We start from the raw sequence: 24,139 nt of genomic DNA, 5'->3' as shown, positions 1-24,139 counted from the left end.
ATTCGTTCCTACGGGCGCGGCAAGGGCTTGTCGATTGCCGCGCCATGCAACAACGTGCCTGGTCAGCAGCCGGTTCCACCCTCGCTCCGTCGCGTGGCCTCGTGGGATCATTTTGGGTCTCATTTGGGGGTCAATAGGGGGTCATTTAGGCGCCGCACTCCCTCTGAGACCCTCCGCGCCGCCCGCGGCGGGGGTGGTCGCCGTGGCTAAGCAGGAGAACAACCCGACGAGCATCGGGCTCACGCAATACCTCGATCCGTCGTACTGGGCCTGGGCTGCCGAGGACCCGAACGGGGCCGCGCTGCTCCAGCAGGGTGCCGAGGCGATCCTCGCCTACGTGGTGCAGCGGCTCGAGGCCACCGGCTGCGAGGTCGTCGAGGCCTACGGCATCGTGCACGACAAGGACGAGCGCGAGGTCTGGAGCGACACGGAGAAGGCCCTGGTGGTCGAACTGAAGCCCGAGCACCTGCACGCCGTGATCAAGTTCGCCAGCCGTGCGAAGAGTGCGCCGCTGGATCGGCTCGCGTTCGGCATCGGTGTCGAGCCTCAGTACGTCGAGAAGCCTGGCCGCGGGCGGTACGCCTTCGACAACATGCTGTCGTATCTGACGCACGTGAAGTACGCGGACAAGCACCAGTACGCGCCTTCGAAGGTTGCCACGGTGCGCGGGCCTGAGTATCTCGGGATCGACGCCCAGCGCCGGGAGACGTGGCTGAAGGGCCGCGCCCACGTGAAGAAGAAGGTCGTCGCCGAGAACTTCGAGGACATGCGGGAGCGCGTGCTCCAGGGTGAGATCACGCGGGATCAGATCATGCTCACGGACGAGCTGTTCGACATCTACTCGCGGCATCAGCGGGAGATCGACGACGCGCTGTCGGCCTACGGCCAGCGTCGCGCATACCGGGCAGCGGCGAAGCTCCGCGCCGGTGAGTTCTCGACGCACGTGGTGTTCGTCCATGGGGATGCCGGGATCGGTAAGACCCGGTTCGCCACGGACTTCATCACCGAGGCGATCAACGCGGCGAACGCGCACGGCGAACGGTGGCAGGTCTACCGGGCTGCGACGGGGAACCCGCTTGATGACTGGCGAGGCGAGGAGGTGCTGCTGCTGGACGATCTGCGGGCCTCGGCGATGGATGCGAACGACTGGCTGCTGCTGCTTGATCCGTACAACGCCTCGCCTGCGAAGGCTCGGTACAAGAACAAGGGCGAGGTGGCCCCGCGGCTCATCGTCATCACGGCGACGATCGAGCCTGTCGAGTTCTTCTACTACGCCCGCCAGAAGGGCAACGTGGACGAGGCGCTGGACCAGTTCATCCGCCGCTTGGCCTCGGTCGTGAAGGTCTATCGTGCCGACGACATCAATCGTTACCTCGTGCAGCACATCGGGAAGATCGAGCCCTACGAGTGGCACCAGTGCAGCATCCCGACCGCCGCACACACGCCCGGCATGTACGGCAACGCGTATCACCAGAACGTCGGGTCGCGGGAACTGACCTACGGTCCGGAGACCTCGGCGGAACATGACGCGGAGGGCGCGGTTGCTGAGCTGCTGGGCGGGCTCGCGGTGCGGAGCCCTGACGTGCCGCTGGCGCTGATCGGAGGTGCCGCATGAGCACCGAACGCGATGCGCTCTTCCAGGGGGGTCGAGGGGGCCGGAGGCCCCTCGCAAGCAGCCGGGGAGGACATGAGCGCCAGCGAAATGTCCGACACGGCTACTGCTTGCCACTCTGGCGTACAGGTGGAGCAGCAGACCGACTCCCAGGTGAACACCGGTCGGACTGATGCGGAGGCTGTGCGGCAGAGTCACGGCGGCGCGAAGCGTCGTGGGGGCCGCGCGAAGCTCGATACCGACTTCGGAGAGGAGACGCTCATGCCGCTTCGCACTCGTGCGAAGCGGCTCGGGCTGGCTCCGAGCACGTGGGTGCGGACCGTCGTGCGCGATGCGCTCCATGCCTCTCGGAGCGAGGAGCTGGACGCCGCCGTGGCCGCGCACCTGCTCGGGGTCGAGGAGCGCGTGCAGGCGTCTGCTGATGCTCGGGAGCTGGCCGCCCAGGTGCGCCCGCTCGCGATCAACGTCAACGACCTGGACCGCCGTGCTCGCGCGGGTGAGCCGGTGGCGCTGTCGGCGGAGGTGCCCGAGCTGATCGAGCTGCTGCGCGAGGTCCGCGCGCTGCTCGGGGATCGGGCGGCCTCATGAGCACGACGCATTACAGTCCGAGCGCCAGCGCCGCCGACACCGAGCGCTACATCCGTGGCAAGGAGGACGAGCGGGGCGTCGCGATCACGTGCGACGTGCCGGGAGGCCCCGGCGCGTTCTCGGCGCGCGCTCGGGCGCTCACGCAGAACACGACGCGCGAGGTCGAGGCGCTGCACTACCGCCAGTCGTTCAGCGACGAGGAGTTCGACCCGAAGAACCCCGAACACGTGCAGCGGGTGAACGATCTGGGCTACCAGCTCGCGAAGAAGATGCACCCGGATTCCGACTGCCTCATCGTCAGTCATGTGGATGGGCGGGGAAAGAAGCCGCACAACCATATTTTGGTCCTCAATCACAACAACCGCACGGGAAAGGCGCTCTCGGACTACCGCACGTTCCACGACCGCAAGGCCGGGAATCAGAAAGGCGTGCAGTCGGCGAACGACGAGCTGATGCGCGATCACGGCCTCTCGGTCGTGAAGCGTCTGGAGCACGCGCCGAAGGACTGGGAGCTGCGCCGCGAGGACTTCGCCGAGGGATCGCTCGACCGCGAGATGGGCGACCGGATGAGCGCTGCCCTGACCGATCCCCGCGCGGTGGACAAGGCCGGTCTCGAAGCGGTGATCGACGAGCAGAACCAGCAGCTCGGCGATGACGGGGAGAGGGTGCCGCGGATGCGGCTGCACAGCCCCGTCAGCAAGAAGGGCAAGCGCGCCGGGCAGGAGACCTGGACGCTCTACATCGAGGACCGCCGCGGCGAGTCCGGGCGCGCCGAGCGCCGCAAGCGCGCGAGCGCACTCTCGGCGGACTTCACCCCGGAGGGCGCGCAGGCGTTCTTCGACTACCACCAGCAGCAGAAGGAGCAGGAACATGAGCGCAGCACTCGACAGGCTGAAGCAGCAGAACGGGCCCGTGCAGTCGCCGCCGCCGCTCGGCAGTCCGGAGACGATGGAGCTGTTGACCTCGATCCTCGCCGCCGTCGAGGCGCAGAATACGAGGATCGCCACGCTGGCCGAGCAGCAGAAGAAGCTCGCGGGGTTCGTGAAGGTCATGGACGAGGAGACGACGAGGCGGCTGGAGCGGATCACGGCCCCGGCGTCGACCTCCTCGCCCTCCAGCGACGTGTCCGCGAGGATCGCGAGTATCGAGAGCAGGCAGAACGAGATCGCGAGCACGCTCGGCGAGTTCGCGCAGAGTCTCAACGGCGAGAGCTTGAACGCCGCGTCGCGGAGCTTGGTCGCGGAGGCGCAGAAGAATCGCGCGGCTACGGCCTCGGCGATTGAGGGGCTCAAGGCGCAGGCCGCGGCGAACCAGAAGCTCTTGAGCCAGGTCGGCGGCGCGGTGCAGCGGATCGAGAAGCGCACCGAGGAACGGGTCGAGAAGGCCGTCGAGCAGGTCGCCGGGGAGGCTTCGACCACGATGACCGCGAACCTCGATGCGTCGAACGAACGGGCCGAGCGGATCATCGCGGCGACGGCGAAGCTGGAAGCGCGTCAGCTCTGGTCGGCGGCCGCGGCGATGTGCCTCGCCCTCCTGCCGGTGGTCGTGGTCGTCGCCGGGCTTTGGATGGGTATCGCCGGGCTCATCACCGGCGCTCAGTGGGCGCTGGACGTGGACGGGAGCGTGTGGCTCGGCATCGGGCGGTGGCTCGCGGTCGGCGCTGGCCTTGCCGGGTCCGGCTACGGGCTCTTCGCGTCCGTCCGGTGGGCCGCCGGTCTCGTGGAGACGTGGAAGGGTCGCGGGATGCCGACGTGGCCGAGCTGGCGCAAGAGGTGACCGTGATTCCCGAGGGCAAGCGCGCGGAGCGCGTGCGGCAGCCCTGCAACTGGACGATAGGTCAGCACGCACTGTATAGTTCAGTGCATGCTGACTATTGCTTCGCGCCTCGACGTCATGAACCGGCTGGGCCGGGCCATGGCGGACCCGACGCGCTCCAAGATACTGATGTCCCTGCTCGACGGCCCGAGCCACCCCGCCGTGCTCTCGCGCGAGTTGGGGCTGACGCGGTCGAACGTGTCGAACCACCTAACCTGCCTGCGCGACTGCGGGATCGTGGTCGCCGAGCCCGAGGGCCGCCAGACCCGCTACGAGATCGCCGACCCACACCTGGCCGCGGCGCTGACGGCGCTGGTGGACGTGACGCTGGCGGTGGACGAGAGCGCGCCGTGCATCGACCCGCACTGCTCGGTGCCCGGTTGCTGCGCCGCGACAGGCTCGGAGGACGCTTCGTGAGCGCGGCCTGCGGCTGCGACGAGCCGGCCGCCAGCGCCGCCGAGGAGGTGGAGGAGGAGGCCGAGCGCCCGTGGTGGCGCGACCCGGGCCTGGTGGTGCCGATCCTCTCCGGCGTCGCGTTCGGCATCGGCCTGTTGCTGGAGTGGTTGGGGCTGCACGTCGCGGCGCTGGTCGCGTTCTGGGCGGGCCTGCTGCTGGGCGCGTACACGTTCGCGCCCGGCGCGCTGCGGAACCTGTTCGTCAAGCGGAAGCTGGGGATCGCGCTGCTGATGACGATCAGCGCCGTCGGCGCGGTCATCCTCGGCTACGTCGAAGAGGCCGCCGCGCTGGCGTTCCTGTACTCGATCGCCGAGGCCCTGGAAGACAAGGCGATGGACCGCGCCCGCGGCGGCCTGCGCGCGCTACTCAAGCTCGTGCCGGAGACCGCCACCGTGCTGCGCGACGGTGCCTCGGTCGAGATCCCGGCGAAGGAGATCGCCGTCGGCGACGTGCTGCTGGTCCGCCCGGGCGAGCGGGTCGCGACCGACGGCCTGGTCCGCGTTGGCCGCTCCAGTCTGGACACGTCGGCGATCACCGGCGAGTCGATCCCGGTCGAGGTCGCGCCCGATGATGCAGTGTCGGCGGGCGCGATCAACACCGCCGGAGTCCTGGAGGTCGAGGCGACCGCGGCGGGCACCGACAACTCGCTGACCACCATTGTGGAGCTGGTCGAGCAGGCCCAGGCCGAGAAGGGCGACCGGGCCCGCATCGCCGACCGGATCGCCCGCCCGCTGGTGCCCGGCGTGATGGTCCTCGCCGTCCTTGTCGGCGTGCTCGGCTCGCTGCTCGGCGACCCCGAGACCTGGATCACCCGCGCCCTGGTCGTCCTCGTCGCCGCCAGCCCGTGCGCGCTGGCGATCGCGGTGCCCGTCACCGTGGTCTCCGCGATCGGCGCGGCGACGAAGTTCGGCGTCGTCATCAAGAGCGGTGCCGCCTTCGAGCGCCTCGGCGGCATCCGCCACCTCGCCGTCGACAAGACCGGCACCCTGACCCGCAACCGGCCCGAGGTCACGGCCGTCGTCGCCGCCGACGGGTTCGACGACGCCCAGGTGCTCGCCTGGGCAGCGGCCGTGGAGCAGCACTCGACGCACCCGCTCGCCGCCGCCATCGCCGCCGCGGGCCAAGGAGCGCCCGCCGCGCAGGACGTGACGGAGGAGGCCGGGCACGGCATTGGCGGCATGGTGGACGGCCGCCGGGTGACGGTGGGCAGCCCCCGCTGGATCGACGCGGGGCCGCTCAAGGCCCGGGTCGAGGACCTGGAGGCCGAGGGCCAGACTTGCGTGCTCGTGGCCGTCGACGGCGAACTGGCCGGGGCGATCGGCGTCCGCGACGAGCTGCGCCCCGAGGTCCCCGAGGTCGTGCGCACGCTGCGGGCCCAGGGCGTCGAGGTGAGCATGCTCACCGGCGACAACGCCCGCACCGCGCACGCGCTCGCGCAGCTCGCTGGGATCGGCGACGTGCACGCCGAGCTGCGGCCCGAGGACAAGGCCCGCATCGTCGCCCAGCTCTCTAAGGCCTCGCCGACGGCGATGATCGGCGACGGCATCAACGACGCCCCCGCCCTGGCCGGTGCGACCGTGGGCATCGCGATGGGCGCGACCGGATCCGACGCCGCGATCGAGTCCGCCGACGTCGCCTTCACCGGTCACGACCTCGGCCTGATCCCGCAGGCTCTGCGGCACGCCCGCCGAGGCCGGGCGATCATGAACCAGAACATCGTGCTGTCCCTGGCGATCATCACCGTGCTGCTGCCGCTGGCCATCACCGGCGTGCTCGGCCTGGCCGCAGTCGTCCTCGTCCACGAAGTCGCCGAGGTCGTCGTCATCGCCAACGGGCTGCGCGCCGCGCGTGCCCGCAAGAGCCAAGCGGCGGCTGCGTCGCCTGAGACGGCGTCACCGGCCGCGGTCCGCGCGGACAGAGCCTGAGAGGAGTGGATCGTGGAGATCACGTTGCAGTACTTCGACGGGTGCCCGAACTGGGAGGTGCTCGACCGGCGGCTCACCGAGGCCCTCGACGGCCGATCGGACGTCCGCGTCGTGCATCAGCGAGTCGAGACTGCCGAGGACGCCGCCCGCCTCGGGTTCCACGGGTCCCCGACCGTCCTCATTGACGGCTCCGACCCCTTCGCCGACGAGCACACGCCGGTGGGGCTCGCCTGTCGAGTGTTCCGCACTCCTGCCGGGCTGGCTGGTTCGCCCACCGTCGATCAGCTGCGCGAAGTACTCGATGCGCCTCTATGAGGGTGGAGCACCGCCGGGTTGCGCGATCATCGCACCTACGCTCAGCGCAGGAAGAGCCGCCTTCATCGAAAACCAGCCAGGATTGCCGTCAACGTTGTGCTGTAGAGCGCGCCGACGCTGACAACAAGTGCTACAACCCAGGCATGCGCTAACGCAGGTCCACCACACCGGTGCCGACCTCCAGGGTGCTGGTGCGGGCGGCCATGGCCGAGAGCAGCGGGAACGGCGCGGAGAGCGAATGGGCGAAGTGGTGCACACGCACCCAGGCGCCGTCGAAACCGGCCCGTTCGGCGGCCTGCGCCAAATCCACCATCTGGCGCACCGCGGCCGGGCCGTCGGGCACCGGCGAGGTGGTCGAGCCGCCCCAATGGCCGAAACTGAGGAAACCGATCTTCTTGGTCATCACATCTTCCGTTCGCTGATCAACCGCCCCGGGCGGGCTGTCACTCGGGTTAAGCTCTTTTCACCCAAGTTTCATTCCTGCCTAGTCAACTACCGATTGCTTGTGGAAGATCGACGTGAACAAGGTGAGCGGCGCCGCATCCGGGCCGTGGTCCGCCACCTAGTGAAGGGGGATGAGGCGCGGCTCGGCCCCCTCGGCGATGACCAGCACGCGGGCCGTGTCCTGCGGCAGGCGCTGCAGCTGCTGCACCAGCAGCGGCAGCTCCGGCACCGACGCGGCCGGAAGACTCTGGCGCAGGTGCTGGACCGGCAGCCCGGTCGCGGCCGCCAGCTGTTCGGCCAGGGCGGCGTGGGCCGCATCGGTGACCAGCAGCACAGCCGGGGTGCGTTCCGCCGCAGGGGAGGGCGGACCGGCGGTGCCATGCGCCAGGGCTTCCCGGTCGGCGCGCCACAGCGCGAAGTGGTAGGCGAACACCGCGGCGGTGGCCAGCAGCAGCCCCAGCGGAGCCCGGATCTCACCGAGCAGGCTCGTCCCGGACGGCCCGGTGCCCAGGTAGTAGTCGAAGATCTGGTACACCAGGGCCAGCAGCGCACCGAGCGCCACCACGGCGCTGGCCCCGAAGAACACCACCAGGTACACCTTGCGGGCCTCGGGGTCCACGGCCCGGCCCGGACGCCAGTAGAACAGCCAGGGGAGCAGCCCGCACCACAGCAGGGCCAGGCCGACCCGCAGCAGATCGGCCGGATGATTGCCGGACAGGGAGGGGGAGAAGGTGGCCAGCAGTGCATTGATGACCATCCCAAATCCGGTTGCCGCGACCGCCAAGCTGATCCCGGCCAGCACCTGGCGCCCGGCCTCGCGCAACCGTGGCCCACCGGTGCCCAGCACCCCGGCCAGGTACGCCCACACCAGGCTGCCGGAGAGGGCAAACCCGGCGGCGACCGGCAACCGGTCAGCCAGCCGGTCGGTGAACGTATCCAGGTGCAGCGGCAGCAGCACCTCCACCACGAACACCAGCCCCAGCAGTCCGGCCAAAAACGCCGCGGCCACCCCGGCCACCAGCATCACCTGGGCCAGCGCCCCCGGCTCGACGCGCACGCCCAGCCCGAACCAGTGCCAGGCCCACGCCACGGTCCCCAGCAGCACCCAGACCCCCAGATTCGCCAGTTGCGCCAGCGGACCGGCGGAGGGCAGGAGTTCACCGCCGCCGGAAGCCCCCAGCGCGGCCACGGCGGTGCGCAGCAGCGAGGCCAGGCTCAGCGCCGCCACCAGCAACACCCAGTAGCAGCCCACCACCCAGCCCAGGGAAGGCAGCCGGGTCGGGGCCAGCCGCGCGGAGCGCAGCACCCGGTGCTGCCACATCCACAACAGCCCCCAGGCCGCGGCCGTGCCCACTGCGGACTGCCAGCCCACCGTGCTGCCCCCGGCCAGACGGCCCAGCAACGTGCACAGCGTACTGAACCCGATCCCCAGGCCCAGAAGGTAGACCAGGGCCGCCTGGATCGAGTAGATCAGCGACCCCGCCTGACCGGCGGCCAACCGCGGGACCAACGCCCGCCACAGCACCCAGGCCAGCGGGCCGGCCACCACGGTGGCGGCCAACGCCATCGGCAACGCACCGGAATCGGCCTCCGGGGCGCCGGCCATGGACAGGGCGGAGGAAATCAGTGCCGCCAGCCCGGAGGTGAAGATCATCAACAACACAAAAAGCAGGCCGTGCATGACCAGGGCCCGCACGGTGCCCACGGTGCTGCGCGGCGCGGCAGCCAGGGAGGTGGCCATCATCAGTACCCCAATTCCTCATCCGTGCACAACGCCACAAGCCACGGCGCCAGGCTGACCTTCCAGACCCCGTCCCGGCGGGTGAGCTGGAACTCATCCTCGTAGCCGCCCACCCCCACGGACAGGGGTCCTTCCAGGTGCAGCATGTTCATCCGCACCCGCACGGTCGCGGTGGAGCCGGTGGAGGAAGCGGACACCAGCTCCATCCCCACCTCCTCCAGCCCCTGCCCGTCGTTGCAGGCCCGCTGCCCGGGCTGCACGGACAGCCCGCGCACCTGCTCCCAGTCACCGGCCGAGTAGGCGTTCAGGTAGGACTGGGTGGCGGCCTGCGGCGAACCGGCCGGCAGCTGGGCGCCGCCCGGACGCAGCAGCACCACGCTCACGGCGGTGATCAGCACCACCGCGCACAGTCCTGCCAGGACCCACACCAGCCGTCGCGAGGAGGCGGCAATACTAGTCATGACCCAATTCTGCGCATCAGCGGGTGCGAAGGCCAGCCCGGGGTGGTCTCGGTTTGATGAAGATCTCAGCCCACCACGCCAAACTTTTTGGGATAATGGTTCGGTGACCCTGCTATCCGATACCCCCGCCGTGCCCCAGACGCCCACCAAACTCGAGCTGCCGCCCCTGCAACTGGGCAAGCACACCATCGAGACCCCGGTGGTGCTCGCCCCCATGGCCGGCATCACCAACCGGGCATTCCGCCGGTTGTGCCGCGAATACGGCGGTGGGGTGTATGTCACCGAGATGGTCACCGCCCGCGCCCTGGTCGAGCGCAACCAGGAGTCCATGCGCATCATCTCCCACGACGCCGACGAGCAGCTGCGCTCCATCCAGATCTATGGGGTGGATGCCAAGACCGTGGGCGCCGCGGTGCGCATGGTCGTCGAGGAGGACCTGGCCGACCACATCGACCTGAACTTCGGCTGCCCGGTCCCCAAGGTGACCCGCAAGGGCGGGGGAGCGGCCCTGCCATGGAAGACCGACCTGTTCACCGCGATCATCGCCGCCGCCACCTCCGAGGCCGCCAAGGGCGAGATCCCGCTGACCATCAAGATGCGCAAGGGCATCGACGAGGACCACCTGACCTACCTGGAGTCGGCGAAGATCGCCCGCGACCACGGGGTCGCGGCGGTGGCGCTGCACGGGCGCACCGCCCGCCAGCACTATTCCGGCCGCGCCGACTGGGAGGCGATCGCCACCCTGCGCGAGGCGCTGCCCGATGTGCCGGTGCTGGGCAACGGGGACATCTTCTCCGCCGAGGACGCGGTGGCGATGGTGGAGCAGACCGGCATCGACGGGATCGTGGTGGGCCGCGGCTGCCAGGGCCGGCCCTGGCTGTTCGGCGACCTGCAGGCCGCTTTCGAGGGCCGCGCCGACCGGTTCCGCCCGGGCCTGCGCAAGGTCGCGGACACCGTCTACCGGCACGGCGAGCTGCTCACCGAGTTCTTCGAGGACGAGGGCAAGGGCATGCGCGACATCCGCAAGCACATGGCCTGGTACTTCAAGGGCTACCCGGTCGGCGGGGAGATCCGCTCCGCCCTGGCCAAGGTCCCCACCCTGGCCGAGCTGCGCGAACTGCTGGACTCCCTGGACCTGGAGATGCCCTACCCGGGCGCCGACGCGGAAGGCACCCGCGGCCGGGCCGGGCACCCGAAGAAGACCCACCTGCCCGAGGGCTGGCTGGAGAGCCGGGAAATGGATGAGAAGCACAAGGCGATGATCGCCGCGGCCGAATTGGACATCTCCGGTGGATAACGCCCGGGGTGCCGACCAAAACTCACTAGACTGGTTTCCATGACCGAACTGCAGGGATATATCGAAGCTGATCAGGAGCGTTGGGTACCGGAACCGGCCAAGAAGGCCTACCGCACCGCATTCGAGCGGGACCGCGCCCGGGTGCTGCACTCTTCGGCCCTGCGCCGGTTGGGCGCCAAGACCCAGGTCGTCGCCCCCTACTCGGATGACTTTGTGCGCACCCGACTGACCCACTCCCTGGAGGTGGCCCAGGTGGGCCGCGAACTGGGCGCCGCGCTGGGGTGCGACCCCAACGTGGTGGACACCGCCTGCCTGGCCCACGACCTGGGCCACCCGCCCTTCGGACACAACGGCGAAAAGGCGCTGAACGAGCTGTCCACAGGCATCGGCGGGTTTGAGGGCAATGCGCAGACGCTGCGGCTGCTGACCCGGCTGGAAACCAAGACCTTCCGGCACAACGGGGCCAGCGCCGGGCTGAACCTCTCCCGCGCCTCCCTGGACGCGGCCTGCAAGTACCCCTGGACCCGGGACACGGCCCCGCTGCGCCACGACGGCAAGCCCACCGCCAAGTTTGGGGCGTACCTGGATGACCTGCCGGTGTTCAACTGGCTGCGGGAGGGCCCGGACACCGTCCCCGGCCAGGTGTGCATGGAGGGCCAGGTGATGGACCTGGCCGATGACATCTCCTACTCGGTGCACGATGTGGAGGACGCGATCGTGGGCGGGAACCTGCAGCTGCGCTGGCTGCGCCACGCCCGCCAGCGCGAACAGGCCCTGGAGGTCACCCGCCAGTGGTACCTGCCCGGCACCGAGCTGGCCGACATCGAGGCGGCCCTGGCGCGCCTGGAGCACACCGCCGAATGGGTGCCGCACGCCGACGGGTCGCGCCGTTCGCTGGCCGCGCTGAAGGACATGACCAGCCAGTTCATTGGCCGCTTCTGCCAGGCCGCGATGGACGCGACCCGCGCCGAATACGGCAACGGGGCGCTGACCCGCTATAACGCCCAGCTGATCGTGCCCACCGAGACCGAACACGAGATCGCGGTGATGAAGGGGATCGCGGCCACCTATGTGATGACCGACACCGAACGCCAGCCGCTGTACGCCGATCAGCGGGCGCTGCTCACCGACCTGGTCAACCTGCTGATGGAGACCGAGGAGAAGTACCTGGAGCCGATCTTCGCCGCGGACTGGCGCGACGCGGCCGATGACGACGAGCGGCTGCGGGTGGTGGTCGACCAGGTCGCATCGCTCACCGACGCGTCGGCCAAGGAATGGCACGCCACCCTGGTCAAGGGCGAAAGCTTCAACGAGCGCCTGTTCTAGCGCTCGGGAATGCGGCGTCATCCACAACGCGTTGACGCCAATAAGCAGGCGGGTACACCGCCTCTAGAGTGAGGGTCATGGCAGGGCTGATTAAACGCGAAGACATCGACGAGGTGCGCAACCGCACCGACCTGAAGGAGGTCGTCGATTCCTACGTCACGCTCAAATCCGCGGGCGTGGGTTCCTTCAAGGGGCTGTGCCCCTTCCACGATGAGCGCACCCCTTCCTTCCACATCCGCCCGCAGCTGGGCACCTTCCACTGCTTCGGTTGCGGCGAGTCCGGGGACGTGATCGCGTTCATCCAGAAAATGGACCACTCCTCGTTCACCGAGACCGTGGAGCTGCTGGCCGGGCGCATCGGCTACGAACTGCATTATGAGGACGGCGGCAGCGGGCCGCGCCGCGAGGAATACGGCAAGCGCCAGCGCCTGGTGGACGCACACAAGGTGGCCGAGGAATTCTTCCGCACCCAGCTGGGCACCGAGGAGGCGGCCACGGCCCGTGACTTCCTCACCGGGCGCGGCTTTGACGCGCAGGCGGCGAACCAGTTCAGCGTCGGCTACGCGCCCAAGGGCTGGGACGGGCTGCTCAAGCACCTGCGCTCGAAGGGGTTCCGGGATGAGGAGCTGAAGCTCACCGGCATGTTCTCCGAGGGGAACCGCGGCCTCTACGACCGGTTCCGCGGCCGGCTGACCTGGCCGATCCGGGACCTGGCCGGGGCCACCATTGGCTTTGGGGCGCGCAAGCTCTACGAGGATGACCAGGGCCCGAAGTACCTGAACACCCCCGAAACCCAGCTGTACAAGAAATCCCAGGTGCTCTACGGCATCGACCTGGCCAAAAAGCGGATCTCCAAGAACCGGCAGATCGTGGTGGTGGAGGGCTACACGGACGTGATGGCCTGCCATCTGGCCGGGATCGATACCGCCGTGGCCACCTGCGGTACCGCCTTCGGCACCGACCACATCAAGATTGCCCGCCGGCTGCTGCAGGATGACGGCACCGGCGGGGAAGTGATCTTCACGTTCGACGGCGATGAGGCCGGGCAGAAGGCGGCGCTGCGCGCCTTCGAGGAAGACCAGCGCTTCATCGCCCAAACCTATGTATGCGTCGAACCCACCGGGGCCGACCCCTGTGACCTGCGGGTGAACCGCGGGGATGAGGCGGTGCGGGAACTGATCGAGCTCAAGCGCCCGCTCTTTGAGTTCGCCATCCGCGCCGAGCTGAAGAAGTTCAACCTGAACACCGTCGAGGGGCGGGTGCAGGCGCTGCGCAAGACCGCACCGATCGTCGGGCAGATCCGCGACTCGGCCATCCGCCCGGCCTACGCCCGGGAACTGGCCGGCTGGCTGGGGATGGACAACGAGGATGTGAACCGGGCGGTGCAGGCCGCGATCCGCCGGGCCCGGCTGCCGCGGGCCGCGGACCTGGAACCGGTCCCGGCCCAGAACGGGGCCACGGCCACCGAGCCCGTCCAGCCGGCGTTCGAACGCCCCGATCACCGCGACCCGGTGGTGCGCCTGGAACGCCAGGCCTTGGAGGTGGTGATCCAGCAGCCCGGGCGGCTGGGCAACGAGCAGTGGCAGGCCTTCTACGAGGCCCGCTTCATGGCCCCGGCCCACGCCGCGGTGCATTCGGGGATCGTCGCGGCCAGCTCCGCCGGGGCCTCTGCCAGCGCCTGGGTGCAGGTCATCCGTGACGAGGTGCCCGAGCAGCTGCGCTCCCTGGTCTCCGAGATCGCGGTGACCTCGATCCCGGCCTCCGATGAGGACAGCCTGGCCCGCTACTGCACGGACATCATCAACGGGCTGATTGAGCTGCAAATCACACACCGCAAGGCGGAGCTCATCGGCCGGCTGCAACGGGCCGAGCTGGACCCGCAAGGTGAGGAATACAGCCAGATCAACCGCGAGTTGATGGAGCTGGAGATGCGGCGAAGGATCCTGCGCGGGAACTGAGTGGCCGATTTTGGCTTTTCGAATCCGCTCGGGTAAAGTTAAATCTCGTTGCAATCCTCCATAGCTCAATAGGCAGAGCATTCGACTGTTAATCGAAGGGTTGTTGGTTCAAGTCCAACTGGAGGAGCTCACAAGGTCCCGGATCCCATGGATCCGGGACCTTTTCCATGCCCGGGCACCCCTTGGACCACCTCATCGAGGACCGGTGATCCGAAAGTTCTCCCCCAAAAAGGCCCCGCGCACAGAACAAGCGCCCGGTCCGGGCCCGGGAAGGGGTCCGGACCGGGCGCCGCCGGGAGGAAGAAGTGGCTAGGCTTTGTCGATGGCTTCGCGCAGGGCCGCCAGCAGCAGCGCCACCGAGCCCGGGTTCGCGTTCGGGCCCATCAGGCCGATGCGCCACACCGAGTCGGCGTACTTGCCCACCCCGGCGCCGATCTCGATGTTGAAGCGCTCCAGCAGGTACTTGCGCACCCGCGCCGAATCCACGGTCTGGGGAACCTTCACGCTGGTCAGCTGCGGCAGGCGGTGGCCCTGGGCGGCAAACAATTCCAGGCCCATCTCCTGGATCCCGTCCTGCAGCGCAGTACCCGCCTCCTGGTGGCGGCGGGTGACCGCATCCAGGCCCTCTTCCAGGATGCGGTTGATGCCGGCCTCCAGGGAGGCGACCATCGCCACCGGGGCGGTGTGGTGGTAGGTGCGCCCACCGCCGGTGGACCCGGTGGTGTAGCCGCCCAGCAGCCCCAGATCCAGGTACCAGGACTGCGGGCGTTCAACCCGGCGCTCGAAGGCGCGCTCGGAAATGGTGAACGGGGCCAGGCCCGGGGCCACGCCAATGCACTTCTGCGATCCGGCGTAGCCGATGTCGATGCCCCATTCATCGGCCAGCACCGGCATGCCGCCGATGGAGGTGACCGCGTCGGTGATCAGCAGGGCATCGCCCTTGATCGCGCCCAGCGCGGCGATGTCCGAGACCACCCCGGTGCTGGTTTCCGCGTGCACCGCGGCAATCACCGCCGGGTTCGGGTGCGCATCGGCAACCCGCTGGGCGTCCACCGGGGTGCCGTACTCGTGATCCACGCGCACCACCTCGGCGCCCACCCGGGCAGCGACCTCGCACATGCGTTCCCCGAACAAGCCGTTGACCGCGATCACCGCAACATCCCCGGGGCGGATGGTGTTCACGAACGCGGCCTCCATGCCGGCCGAGCCGGTGGCGCTCAACGGCAGGGTGCGCCGGTTCTCGGTTCCCCACAGGGTGCGCAGCCCGTCGCACACCCGGTCCATGCGCTCGATAAACAGCGGGTCCAGGTGACCCAGCAGCGGAAGACCCAGGGCGGCGGTGGCCTCCGGATAGGGGTTGCACGGGCCGGGACCGAACAGGTGGCGGACGGGAACCAGGTTGCTCATAATTGCTCACTTTCGTCGAGGGGTTGGCGCACCTGGTTCCACCCTAGGCGGAAGTGGGGGGCGAAGTGAAAGCTAGCTCACACCCGGCTGCCGACAGCACCGCGCCGGGCCGCCACCCGCGCCCCTGCGCGCTAGCTTGTCCCGGTCAGGTGCTTGTCGCGCAGCGGTCGCCCGGGGAGCACCGCCGCCGGATCCCCCAACCCGGACAGCGGGTTCTGTAGTTCCCCGGCATAGAGCAGCCCCGAGGACTGGTCGCTCAAATCCAGCATCTGCTGGTTGTTGCGCAGCTGCAGCCGGTTCAGGCAGGAGAGCGGGAACGCTTCGGTGAACAGTCCCAGCGCGTCGAAGTGCTGCGCCTGGGCCGGGTTCTGGCGTCGGTAACGCAGCAGCCGTTCGGCCACCAGCGCCCAAAGCTCCTCCTGGGCCAGCAGCCCCTCGGCATCCAGCAGCGGAGCCAGGAAGCGGAAAAAGGAGTCAAAGACGTCGGTGAACACCGAGAGCACCGGATCCCCGCCGGTACGCACCCGCCGGATGTGCTCGGGCAGCTGCACCCGGTCGGAGAGCACCGCGATCTCCTCACCCAGGTCCTTGAGCAGCACCTTGTCCACCGCCCCGTCGCGCAGCACCAGGATCACGTTCTCCCCGTGCGGCATGAACACCAGGTCGTAGGCGGCCAGGCAGTGCACCAGCGGGATCAGGTAGGCGCACCAGCGGGATCAGGTAGGCGTCCAGGTAGCGTTCCATCCAGGTGCGCGCCGGCAGCCCGCTGCGCCGGATCAAAGCCCCAACGAAGCTGTGGCCCTGCCCGTCAACATGCAGCAGGCTCGCCATGGTGGCCAGGTTCTGCCCCGGTTCCAGTGCCTCCAACGGGGATTCACGCCACAACGCGGCGAGCATCTTGCGTTGCGCGGCGCCCGGGGTGGTGGCCGCCTCGTACTGCCGGTTGCGGTAGCCGACCGCCGCGACCTCGCGCAGCAGCCCCACCGGGGCGTCGCGCAGGAACTCATCGGTGTCGAACAGCTCCTGCAGCCATTCGTTGATCGCCGGGGTAACCTGCATGTAGTCGGCGCTCAGTCCGCGCATGAACCCCATGTTCAGGATCGACATCGCCGTTTTCACATAGTGGCGCCGCGGGTGGCTGAGGTTGAAGAACGTGCGGATCGACTGCTGCGGCTGGTAGCGGTCCGCCCCGTGGCCCAGCCAGAGCAGCTCACCACGGGCCACGTCGTTGGCGAACGTGGTCGCCAGGCGGTGCTCCCACTGCCAGAGGTGCACCGGGATCAGCAGGTACTGATCCGGGTCCCGATCGGTGCCGGCCAGCAGGTGTTCCAGCTGCCCGCGCAGCCTGCGCAGCTCCGCCGCGCCCAGCTGCTGTCGCAGCAGGTGATCCAGTGCCTGGACCTGGGGCTGTGTTGCACCAAGGTGGGTGAAGGTGGCCCGGTTATGGTGGGCCGCCACCCAGCCCAAGGGGGTGTCGGCCCCGATTTCCGGGGCATAACGCAGATAGTCCCCGCGCCCCACCCCGATGCGCCCGTTGTTGGCCACGAAGCACGGGTGCCCCTCGGTCATCGCGGCCTCGATGCGCTGGAAGGACTGGGCGGGGGTGCCGGCGAACTCGGCCAGCTGCCCGCTGTCCTGCTGCGCGTGTTGCTGCTTGTAGCAGTGGCTGGCCAGGGTGCTGGTCAGCTCCTCCACATAGGTGGGCAGCTGCTGGGGGCTGAGGGTCAGCTCGTGGGCGAACACCGTGACGAAGTCCAGCACGTCCACGGTGTCCGGCTGCCACGCCTGATCGGTGAACACCCAATGGCGCAGCGAAGCCGGCTGCACCTGCCAATGCTCCAGCAGGTAGCGGCGGGCTTGGAATTCGTAGCGGTGCCCGTGCCCCTCAACCGGTAGCGGCCCTCCGGCAGCGGTTGCGGGTGCAGCAGCCGTTCATGGCTGAACTCGCCAATGGCCTTGGCCAGCAGGTGGTGGTGGGCCTGCTGCCAGTGCCCGGGCCGCAAATGCCCGGGGGAGGGGACCAGCCCGGTGGCCTGTTCAAAGTCGGCCCGGGTGCAGAGCGAGAGCAGTGCGTGCTTCTGCGACCCGTCCGCTTCGGTGAGCCGCACCTGGCCCGCCGGGCGGAACCCAACCCGGGCGTTCAGTGCCTGGATCGGCTTGTTGGCCAGGTCGGGTTCCACCACCACCCGTTCGGTGCCCGGCCCGGTGAATGCGTGGGCCAGTGCGGCGGTCATCGCCGCCAGCGTGAAACCGGGTTCTGCCGCGGCCGGTGGGGCGGGGACCAGCAGGTGCAGTCCCACATCCCCGGGCACCACGTGGTAGGCCTCGGCCAGCGGGGAGGTGGCCGGGTCATAGAGCTCGACCAGGAAGCGCGGTTGCCCGTCCCGCTCCCCAAGCAGCACCCGGTAGTCCTTCGTGGCCAGCAGTTGGCGGTATTCCTCCTGAACCCGTTGCCTGCTGGCCCCGGTCAGACCCCAGAAACGGGCCTGTTCGGTGCTCACCCAGCGGTGCAGCAGGGCCGCATCCTCGGGCAGCCGCAACGGGCGGAAGCTGAAATCGGTGGCGTTCATCGTCTGTCTCCTAGTCCTTCAGCACGGTGTTGGATGCTTCCCGGTGTTCGGTGGGCAGGCCTTCGAGCCCGGCGGCCCCAAACCGCTGGAACGCGATGCGCTGCTCCACCGGGTAGGCTTCGCGTCCGGTGATCCGGTTCAGCAGCACCGAGTTGCGGTATGCGCCCATGCCCAGGTCCGGGGCGGTGAACCCATGGGTGTGCAGTTCGGCGTTCTGCACAAAAATGTCCTGGTGCACACCCACCGCATAGTTGCGGTCCACATCCAGCCGCCCGTCCGGCAACCGGCGCAGCCGCGAGTCGATGCCGGAGAGGAAGTCCGGGGCCCCGGTGCGGTAGCCGGTGGCCAGCACCAGGTGGTCGGTGCCAAAGCGCAGCTGACGGTGGTCATCCTCGTGGCGCAAAGTCACCTGCAGTGCGTCTTCGGCGGTGCCGGATCCGGCCTCGATGGCGGTGGCAGTGCAGCCGGTGCGCAGATGCACCGGCGGGCGGCCGTGCACGCTGCGCTGGTAGAGCTGCTCGTGGATCTCATCGATCAGGTCGGCGTTGATGCCCTTGTACAGTCCCTTGTGCCGGGCGGAGAGTTCATCGCGACGGCGCATTGGCAGGGCGTGGAAGTGGTCGATGTACTCCGGGGAGGTCATCTCCAGGGTGAGCTTGGTGTACTCCAGCGGGAAGAAGCGGTTTGAGCGGGTGGCCCAGACCAGGTGGTCCTCCTGCGGCAGGTGCTGCAGCAAATCCAGGAAGATTTCTGCCGCGCTTTGACCACTGCCCAGTACCGTGACGACCTTTGGGCGCTCGCCGTCGGCGCTGAGCAGCTCCGGGCGGGAGAACACGTAGCGGCTGCTGTGCACCAGCCGCCCGGTCGCCTGGGCGGCCTCGTTCGCGATCGGCGGCACGTAGGGCTGGGAACCGGTGCCGATGACCAGCCGGTCGGCGCTGATCGTGGTCATGCCGCGATTGGTGAGCACCAGCAGGAGGTAGCGGCCGTTGGCGTAGCTGGCCTGCATGACGCGGTGGCCAAAGCGCACGCTGGGCAGCTCTTCGGCGGCCCAGGCCAAATAGTTGCTGTATTCGTTGCGCAGCGCGTAGAAGTTCTCCCGGATATAGAACGGGTAGATCCGCCCGTGCTGCTTCAGGTAGTTCAAGAACGTATACCGGCTGGTCGGATCCGCCATGGTGACCAGGTCCGCCATGAAGGGCACCTGCAGGTGCGCCCCCTCCAGCATCATTCCCGGGTGCCAGGCAAAATGGTCATCGGCCTCCAGTACGGCCAGGGACAGATCCTGCAGGGGTTCGGCCAGTGCCGCGAACCCCAGGTTAAAGGGTCCGGCCCCGATGGCCACGACGTCGAAGTGCTCCGCCGGAGTGCTGGCTGTCCCGGAAGCGCTCTGGGCGGTGTGCTTGGTCATGGGCGTCCTTTCGCGAAGTTCTCGGCGAGCAGCTCGTAGCCGGCCTGGCAGATCAGGTCGAGGATCTCCTCCAGGTCCCGCACCGTGGTGTTGGGGTTGAGCAGGGTCAGCTTCAGCAGGCGACGCCCTTGCACGGTGGTGGCGGCGACCATGGCCTGGCCCCGCTCGTACAGCCGCTGGCGGATCGCGTCATTCAGCGTGTTCGCGTGGTGTTGGGGCAGCGGCTCGGTGGGGTGGTTGAAGCCAAATACCACCGTGCTCAGCTGCACCGGTGCTTCAAGGCGCAGCTCGGCGCGCAGCCCGATCAGCTCCTGCGCTTCGCCGGCCAGCTCAATGACCCGGTCGAACATGGTGCCGATGGCTGACGCGCCGATCGTGCGCAACCCCACCCAGAGCTTGAGCGCGTCAAACCGCCGGGTGGTCTGCAGCGACTTGTCGACCTGGTTCGGGGTTTGCGCTGCGGCGGCCTGGGGGTTGAGGTAGTCGGCGTAGTGCCTGATGGAGTCAAAGTCCGTCCCCTCGCGAAGGACCAGCGCACTGGAGCCGATGGGCTGAAAGAAGGACTTGTGAAAGTCCAGAGTGACCGAGTCGGCCTGCTCGATGCCCGCCAACCGTTGCCGGTGGCGCGGTGATACCAGCAGACCGCAGCCGTAGGCCGCGTCAACGTGCAGCCAGGCCCCGAACCGGCGGGCGAGGGCCGACAGATCCGAGAGGGGGTCGATGGCCCCGAAGTCAGTGGTGCCAGCGGTGGCGGATATCGCCATCGGCACAAGTCCGGCGGCCACGTCCCGCTCAAGCTGCTCGAAAAGAGACACACTGTCCATGCGGTGGCGGGCATCGGTGGGGATGCTGCGCACCGCGTCCTGTCCCAGGCCCAGCAGCATGGCGGCATTCGCGATGCTGAAATGGGCGTCGGCGGAGGTGTAGATGCGCGATTGCGAAAGCCGGTGCGGCAACGGGCCGTCCAGACGGGCCACTGCCCGATTCCGCGCAATCAGCATCGCCTGGACGTTGGACTGGGTGCCGCCGGAAGTAAAGATGCCGTCCGCCCGTGAGACAGCAAATCCGATGAGCCCGGCGCTCCACTGCACCAGGCGTTGTTCGATCAGGGTTGCGCCGGCGCTCTGGTCGAAGGTGTCCATGGACGTGTTCAGGCTGCTGACGAACGCCTCCGCGGCCACCGACGGGATGAGCACGGGGCAGTTCAAATGCGCGGCGTACTTCGGGTGGTGGAAGTACACGGCATCACGCAGGTACAGCTCCTCCAGTTCGGAAAAGACCTCAGCGCTGGAACCCAGCGGTGTTTCCAGGTCAACGGCCTCGATGCGTGGTGCCAAGTCGGTGGGGGAGGGACCGGTGGTGGGGGAATTGGCCTGTTGCAGTTGGCGTGTGGCCCGATGAAGCGCGTCTTCGGTTTCCTCTCGGAATCGCGTCGCGGTGGCGCCGCACAGCAGCGTGTCCTCGGGCGTGGTCGGTTGCCGCCGTTGTGGCCGCAGAGTCTGAAGGGAGGTGCCCATGGCGTAGTCCTCAAGCTGATTACATGATATTTGGTCAGGCTTGCCTAATGGGAACTCATTAACATCACAACTAGGTAACGTATTGCAAACTCGATGCAGATCAACTCGAAATCGCCTCGGAGTTTTCTGATATTGACACCGAGGAAGAATGCAGTGATTTATGATGCCCGTCACCGACAGCATGAAGACCGTAATGTGAAGCTCCCGCGGCTCTGCCGCGACTGCGAAGCCATTGATGCCAGGGTCTCAACGAGGGCACCGCGGCCTGTTGGATTCGGTGTCAGAGCTCAGCGGGGGGAGTGCGCAAGGAGCCTCTCCACAGCAGGAGAAAACTCAAAGTGCCCACGGCGCACAACAGACACCAGGACAGCAAGGACGCCCAGATTCCCACGGTTGAGCCAATTGCGCCACCCGCCAGGGAGCCGACCGGCACCGCACCGAAGGTGAACAGGCGCCGGGCGCTGCTGACCCTGCCCACGAACGCCGGGTCAACGATCGTCGTCACCCACGACATGCTGGCAATGTTGAAGATGACCAGTACCACGCCCCACAACAGAGATTGGGCCAGCAGCAAGGCCAAGGACACGTAAGGCACCGTGAAATAAGAGGTGAACACCAGCCCTGCGAGCAGGAGCTGGAAGGATCCGGTCAGCACCGTCAAGCGAGGCAGCGCCATGCGCTGCACTATCCGCTCCGAAAAAGCCGCGCCCAGCAAGCCGCCCACGGCCCCGAACGCGGTAATCACGCCAAACCACTGCGGTCCCAGCCGAAGATGGCGCAGGATCAGGATTGACTCAACAGCCGCACCCACCGCCAAGCCCGCATTGCACAAGGTCACCAGGGCCGTGACCGCCAGCAGTCGCCGATCAGCAAACAGCAGCGTCAGTCCGCTGCGCCAATTGCCCTGGGGCTGCGGGCGGGGCGATTTAATCGAGGCGCCGGAGGCCGAACTATGGTTGCGGATGGGCTGGGCCAGCAGAAGCGCCGCGGAACCCAGGCCGGCAGCCAGGGCCATCAGCGTGCTGGCTCCCAGCTGGCTGATCAGCAGCCCAAAGAATGCGGGAATGATGATGCTCAGGGCCTGGTCCGCGGCGGTGAGCCGGGCGACGAGCCTGGTGATTCCGCTCGTCGACTTCGTCGGATCATTGAGCCCGGGCACCGCAGAGATCTGCGCGGTTTCAACCACCAGGTTGCCCAGTCCCAAGACCGTGACCAGCAGCAGGACCGCGGGTACGGTCAATTGGTTGGTGGCCAGCAGCAGGGTCAAGACCAGGAGCAGGGCAAGCTTTCCGGCCAACCCCACGCGCAACCAGCGCAGGGCGCCGTGCCGGTCCACCAGATGTCCCACCGGGATCGCCGCCACAACAAACGCCACCGATCCAAGCGCGTTGAGCACGCCGATCTGAAAGGCACTGGCCCCCAGCGTCGTTACCAAGACCAGGTCGATAATGAAGTCGGCCGCAGCCCGCCCTGCCGCATCCGCGGAGTTGGAGGAAAGCAGGAATCGCTGCGAACGGGCCAATTGGTCAGTCATTTTCCTGCCTCCTTCCTTCCGCCTCGTTACAGTCTTCTGCAGCCAAGCCGCCGGTCCTTTGGAGATTACCAGCAGGTCATCCACCGGACTGGATAAAACCCCTACTCGTTGCGCAGACAGTGTCCAGGAAAGAGCGGTGGCGCAACAGGTAACGGTCCGGATCAGCCACTAATGTGGAGAGGGTTGAGACCAGCGAACGTAAGGCGACCCGAAGAGTGAAACTCGTCATCGATGCCCGCTATACCCGTATCAATCACCATGATGGCATCAGCCGGTATACGGCAGGTTTGATTGAGGCCGTGAGCAAGCGGGCGGATGTCACCATGCTCGTCAGCGATCTGCGCCAATTATCGATGTTGCCCGACGTTCCCTACCTGAAGGTCACTTCTCCCACCTCGCCCCTGGAACCACTGGTGGCGTTGCAGGTTAACAAACTGCGTCCGGACGTCGTGTTTTCACCCATGCAGACGATGGGAACGCTGGGTCGCAAGTTCCCGGTGATCCTCACCCTGCATGACCTGATTTACTATGCGCACCCGAGGGCGCCCAAGTTTCTGCCGGCTCCCATCCGGGCGGGCTGGTTTCTGTTCCATCAGGTGTATTGGCCACAGCGGCTGCTGCTCAATCGGGCGGATGCGGTTGCCACGGTCTCCAACACCACTGCCGGGCTGATGAAACGCCATCGGTTGACCAGGAAGCACATTGGGCTGGTGTCTAATGCGCCCACCGGCCAGGCGGCTCCGCGAGCCCAGGATGTGAAGCCGGAAAAGTCCCTGCTGTATATGGGCTCGTTCATGGAATACAAGAACGTGGAGACCCTGATTAGGGCGATGGCCTGCTTGCCGGAGCACAGCTTGCATCTGCTCAGTCCAATCAGCGCTGCGCGGCGCAGCGAACTGGAGGCGTTGATTCCCGCGAGCGCAACGGTGATCTTCCATGACGGGGTCAGTGAAGAGGCGTATCAGGAACTGTTGGCCCAATGCACGGCCCTGGTCACTCTGTCCCGGGAGGAAGGCTACGGTTTGCCGCTGGTGGAGGCGATGAGCGTTGGGACTCCGGTTGTGGTGACGAACATGCCGATCTTTAGGGAAGTCGCGCAGGAAGCGGCACTCTACGTGGATCCGGATGACGCCCCGGGATTTGCCCGGCAGATCCAGCGTCTAGATGACTGGGAAGTGTGGAGGGAATATTCGCAGCGATCCCTCGAACGGGCCGCCGATTACTCATGGGACGAATCTGCCGAACAACTGATCGATCTGGCCCAGTTAGCGATCACTGAATACCGGAAGCGGAAATAAGACCACTGCCTGGTTTTTCGGGCTTTCATAACGGTCGACCGGGCCGAGAAACAATGTCGGTGACGCTCCATTGCTGGATTTGGAAACGGGTCTTGGCCAGTGCTAAGATATTACACGTTGCGATCCTCCATAGCTCAATAGGCAGAGCATTCGACTGTTAATCGAAGGGTTGTTGGTTCAAGTCCAACTGGAGGAGCTTTGAAAGGCCCTGATCCGTGTTTTACGGATCAGGGCCATTGTCATTTCCCCCTGATCTGCCTCCTGCCCGGCGGGCTTTTGGGGCTATAGGCAATAAAGTGTGTCTGGCCCGGGCGTGTTCCAAGGCCAGACACCTTCAAGACCAGTGACTAGTAGCTGTTTCGAATCCAGCCTCTTCTGATGAACTGTCCATCTTCGGTACTAGCGCCGGTGCCATAAAGCTCCGGGCCGATTGGCTCGTCATCTGACACTTGCTCAGCTGCCTT

The 24,139-nt window shown here is 67.5% G+C and carries 21 protein-coding genes and 2 tRNA genes; 13 read left to right on the top strand and 10 right to left on the bottom strand.

The window, feature by feature from the left end; translation table 11 throughout:
* Positions 1-193 precede the first annotated feature (193 nt).
* From FDN03_RS06480 to FDN03_RS06450, 7 genes are all read left to right on the top strand, one after another.
* A complete protein-coding gene (locus tag FDN03_RS06480; RefSeq protein WP_138175224.1) occupies positions 194-1,615 on the top strand; it encodes a Rep family protein in 1,422 nt (473 codons plus the stop codon).
* 72 nt (positions 1,616-1,687) lie between these two features.
* Entirely contained in the window at positions 1,688-2,200 is a 513-nt protein-coding gene (locus tag FDN03_RS06475; RefSeq protein ID WP_249354372.1) for a hypothetical protein, read from the top strand.
* Positions 2,197-3,483 (top strand): relaxase/mobilization nuclease domain-containing protein, encoded by a 1,287-nt coding sequence (locus FDN03_RS06470; protein ID WP_138175222.1) that lies wholly within the window; start codon positions 2,197-2,199, stop codon positions 3,481-3,483. Before FDN03_RS06475 ends, FDN03_RS06470 begins: the two co-directional genes overlap by 4 nt.
* On the top strand, positions 3,434-3,976 hold the full coding sequence (locus tag FDN03_RS06465; protein WP_007321357.1) for a hypothetical protein: 543 nt from the start codon (positions 3,434-3,436) through the stop codon (positions 3,974-3,976). Before FDN03_RS06470 ends, FDN03_RS06465 begins: the two co-directional genes overlap by 50 nt.
* Before the next feature lie 87 nt (positions 3,977-4,063).
* Positions 4,064-4,432, top strand: coding sequence for a metalloregulator ArsR/SmtB family transcription factor (locus tag FDN03_RS06460; protein WP_007321358.1), 369 nt, complete (start codon positions 4,064-4,066; stop codon positions 4,430-4,432).
* Positions 4,429-6,396, top strand: coding sequence for a cation-translocating P-type ATPase (locus FDN03_RS06455; protein ID WP_068256101.1), 1,968 nt, complete (start codon positions 4,429-4,431; stop codon positions 6,394-6,396). The genes FDN03_RS06460 and FDN03_RS06455 overlap by 4 nt, the downstream gene beginning before the upstream one ends.
* A 12-nt stretch (positions 6,397-6,408) precedes the next feature.
* Positions 6,409-6,711 (top strand): hypothetical protein, encoded by a 303-nt coding sequence (locus FDN03_RS06450; protein ID WP_007321360.1) that lies wholly within the window; start codon positions 6,409-6,411, stop codon positions 6,709-6,711.
* A 148-nt stretch (positions 6,712-6,859) separates the two neighbouring features.
* Here the strand turns inward: FDN03_RS06450 and FDN03_RS06445 are convergent, their stop codons facing one another.
* The 3 genes from FDN03_RS06445 to FDN03_RS06435 form a co-directional block, all read right to left on the bottom strand.
* Positions 6,860-7,114 (bottom strand): LLM class flavin-dependent oxidoreductase, encoded by a 255-nt coding sequence (locus FDN03_RS06445; protein ID WP_138175220.1) that lies wholly within the window; start codon positions 7,112-7,114, stop codon positions 6,860-6,862.
* 159 nt (positions 7,115-7,273) lie between these two features.
* Positions 7,274-8,899 (bottom strand): DUF5671 domain-containing protein, encoded by a 1,626-nt coding sequence (locus FDN03_RS06440; protein ID WP_138175218.1) that lies wholly within the window; start codon positions 8,897-8,899, stop codon positions 7,274-7,276.
* Complete coding sequence (locus FDN03_RS06435) at positions 8,899-9,357, bottom strand: hypothetical protein (RefSeq protein WP_138175214.1); 459 nt, start codon at positions 9,355-9,357, stop codon at positions 8,899-8,901. The genes FDN03_RS06440 and FDN03_RS06435 overlap by 1 nt, the downstream gene beginning before the upstream one ends.
* Positions 9,358-9,460: 103 nt before the next feature.
* Here FDN03_RS06435 and dusB point away from each other — a divergent pair, with 103 nt between their 5' ends.
* From dusB to FDN03_RS06415, 4 genes are all read left to right on the top strand, one after another.
* On the top strand, positions 9,461-10,654 hold the full coding sequence (gene dusB / locus FDN03_RS06430) for a tRNA dihydrouridine synthase DusB (protein WP_246049750.1): 1,194 nt from the start codon (positions 9,461-9,463) through the stop codon (positions 10,652-10,654).
* 39 nt (positions 10,655-10,693) lie between these two features.
* Positions 10,694-11,980 (top strand): deoxyguanosinetriphosphate triphosphohydrolase, encoded by a 1,287-nt coding sequence (locus tag FDN03_RS06425; protein WP_138175210.1) that lies wholly within the window; start codon positions 10,694-10,696, stop codon positions 11,978-11,980.
* Between the two features lie 77 nt (positions 11,981-12,057).
* Positions 12,058-13,938 (top strand): DNA primase, encoded by a 1,881-nt coding sequence (gene dnaG / locus FDN03_RS06420; RefSeq protein ID WP_138175208.1) that lies wholly within the window; start codon positions 12,058-12,060, stop codon positions 13,936-13,938.
* Between the two features lie 54 nt (positions 13,939-13,992).
* Positions 13,993-14,065, top strand: a tRNA-Asn gene (locus FDN03_RS06415).
* A 182-nt stretch (positions 14,066-14,247) separates the two neighbouring features.
* Here FDN03_RS06415 and FDN03_RS06410 read toward each other — a convergent pair.
* The 7 genes from FDN03_RS06410 to FDN03_RS06390 all read right to left on the bottom strand — a co-directional run bounded on the left by FDN03_RS06410 (position 14,248) and on the right by FDN03_RS06390 (position 22,365).
* Positions 14,248-15,345 carry an alanine--glyoxylate aminotransferase family protein gene (locus FDN03_RS06410; RefSeq protein WP_138175206.1) on the bottom strand — a complete coding sequence of 366 codons (1,098 nt, stop codon included), beginning with the start codon at positions 15,343-15,345 and terminating at the stop codon, positions 14,248-14,250.
* Between the two features lie 131 nt (positions 15,346-15,476).
* Positions 15,477-16,031 carry a ferric iron reductase gene (locus FDN03_RS16780; RefSeq protein ID WP_249354370.1) on the bottom strand — a complete coding sequence of 185 codons (555 nt, stop codon included), beginning with the start codon at positions 16,029-16,031 and terminating at the stop codon, positions 15,477-15,479.
* Positions 15,922-17,172 (bottom strand): IucA/IucC family protein, encoded by a 1,251-nt coding sequence (locus FDN03_RS16775; protein WP_249354368.1) that lies wholly within the window; start codon positions 17,170-17,172, stop codon positions 15,922-15,924. Before FDN03_RS16775 ends, FDN03_RS16780 begins: the two co-directional genes overlap by 110 nt.
* Complete coding sequence (locus tag FDN03_RS16770) at positions 17,070-17,915, bottom strand: GNAT family N-acetyltransferase (RefSeq protein WP_249354366.1); 846 nt, start codon at positions 17,913-17,915, stop codon at positions 17,070-17,072. The genes FDN03_RS16775 and FDN03_RS16770 overlap by 103 nt, the downstream gene beginning before the upstream one ends.
* Before the next feature lie 10 nt (positions 17,916-17,925).
* Positions 17,926-19,326: a SidA/IucD/PvdA family monooxygenase gene (locus FDN03_RS06400; RefSeq protein ID WP_138175204.1), complete on the bottom strand. Its 1,401-nt coding sequence runs from the start codon at positions 19,324-19,326 to the stop codon at positions 17,926-17,928.
* Entirely contained in the window at positions 19,323-20,843 is a 1,521-nt protein-coding gene (locus tag FDN03_RS06395; protein WP_138175202.1) for an aspartate aminotransferase family protein, read from the bottom strand. The genes FDN03_RS06400 and FDN03_RS06395 overlap by 4 nt, the downstream gene beginning before the upstream one ends.
* Before the next feature lie 280 nt (positions 20,844-21,123).
* On the bottom strand, positions 21,124-22,365 hold the full coding sequence (locus FDN03_RS06390; protein ID WP_171021151.1) for an MFS transporter: 1,242 nt from the start codon (positions 22,363-22,365) through the stop codon (positions 21,124-21,126).
* Between the two features lie 227 nt (positions 22,366-22,592).
* Here FDN03_RS06390 and FDN03_RS06385 point away from each other — a divergent pair, with 227 nt between their 5' ends.
* Positions 22,593-23,675, top strand: coding sequence for a glycosyltransferase family 1 protein (locus FDN03_RS06385; RefSeq protein ID WP_138175198.1), 1,083 nt, complete (start codon positions 22,593-22,595; stop codon positions 23,673-23,675).
* 123 nt (positions 23,676-23,798) lie between these two features.
* Positions 23,799-23,871 (top strand) — tRNA-Asn (locus FDN03_RS06380).
* The last annotated feature ends 268 nt before the right edge of the window (positions 23,872-24,139 follow it).

It is taken from the genome of Glutamicibacter sp. V16R2B1, assembly GCF_005774635.1.
Lineage (GTDB): Bacteria > Actinomycetota > Actinomycetes > Actinomycetales > Micrococcaceae > Glutamicibacter > Glutamicibacter creatinolyticus.
Note: the sequence above shows the minus strand (reverse complement) of the source record. Positions and strands in the feature narration are given on the sequence as shown.